At 60.8% G+C, this 544-nt stretch carries 1 protein-coding gene; it reads right to left on the reverse strand.

The window, feature by feature from the left end; all coding sequences use genetic code 11:
• The coding region (locus tag G7Z99_RS20325) for an immunoglobulin-like domain-containing protein (RefSeq protein WP_181096822.1) at positions 1 to 517 on the reverse strand (517 nt) is incomplete at its 3' end.
• Between the last annotated feature and the right edge of the window lie 27 nt (positions 518 to 544).

A 544-nucleotide genomic window follows, 5' to 3' on the forward strand; every position in this document is an offset into this window, starting at 1 on the left:
TACCTGGAGTGCCCGGCTCGTCGGTCACATCGGTAGTGACATAGCCGGAGGTCGACAGCTTCTCGAAGACGTTGCCACCGGTGATACCGGTGATGGTCTTGACGATGGTGCCCTGCCCGCCAACGTACACGTCATCGGCGGTCGTCAGCACGTAAGTGCCGCTCGCCTTGCCCGCGTCGATGGTGACGACGCCGCCACCTTCCAGCGTGAAGGTCATGCCGCCGTGACCGGTGACCGGCAGGCCGTCCTTGCTGATCAAGGTCACGGTATAGGTGATCTGACCGCCTTCGGTGACGGTAGTCTTGTCAGCGGTGAGCGTTGCGACGACTTCGTTGATGGTGTCGGTGATCTGCAGCGTTGCTGGAGTGGTGCTCAGTTGCAGGTTCTCGAAGCCTTTGCCACCGGCATCGACTGCGTTCTGCACGCTCAGGTTTACAGTTTCGCCATCTTTGAAGACGTCGTCGCCCTGGGCGGCCAGGGTGTAAGTGGCCGTAGTTGAGCCCGCTTTCACAATCACGGTGTCGCCGTTGCTGAGGGTGACGTT

Source organism: Pseudomonas entomophila, assembly GCF_013523165.1.
Taxonomy (GTDB): domain Bacteria; phylum Pseudomonadota; class Gammaproteobacteria; order Pseudomonadales; family Pseudomonadaceae; genus Aquipseudomonas; species Aquipseudomonas entomophila_A.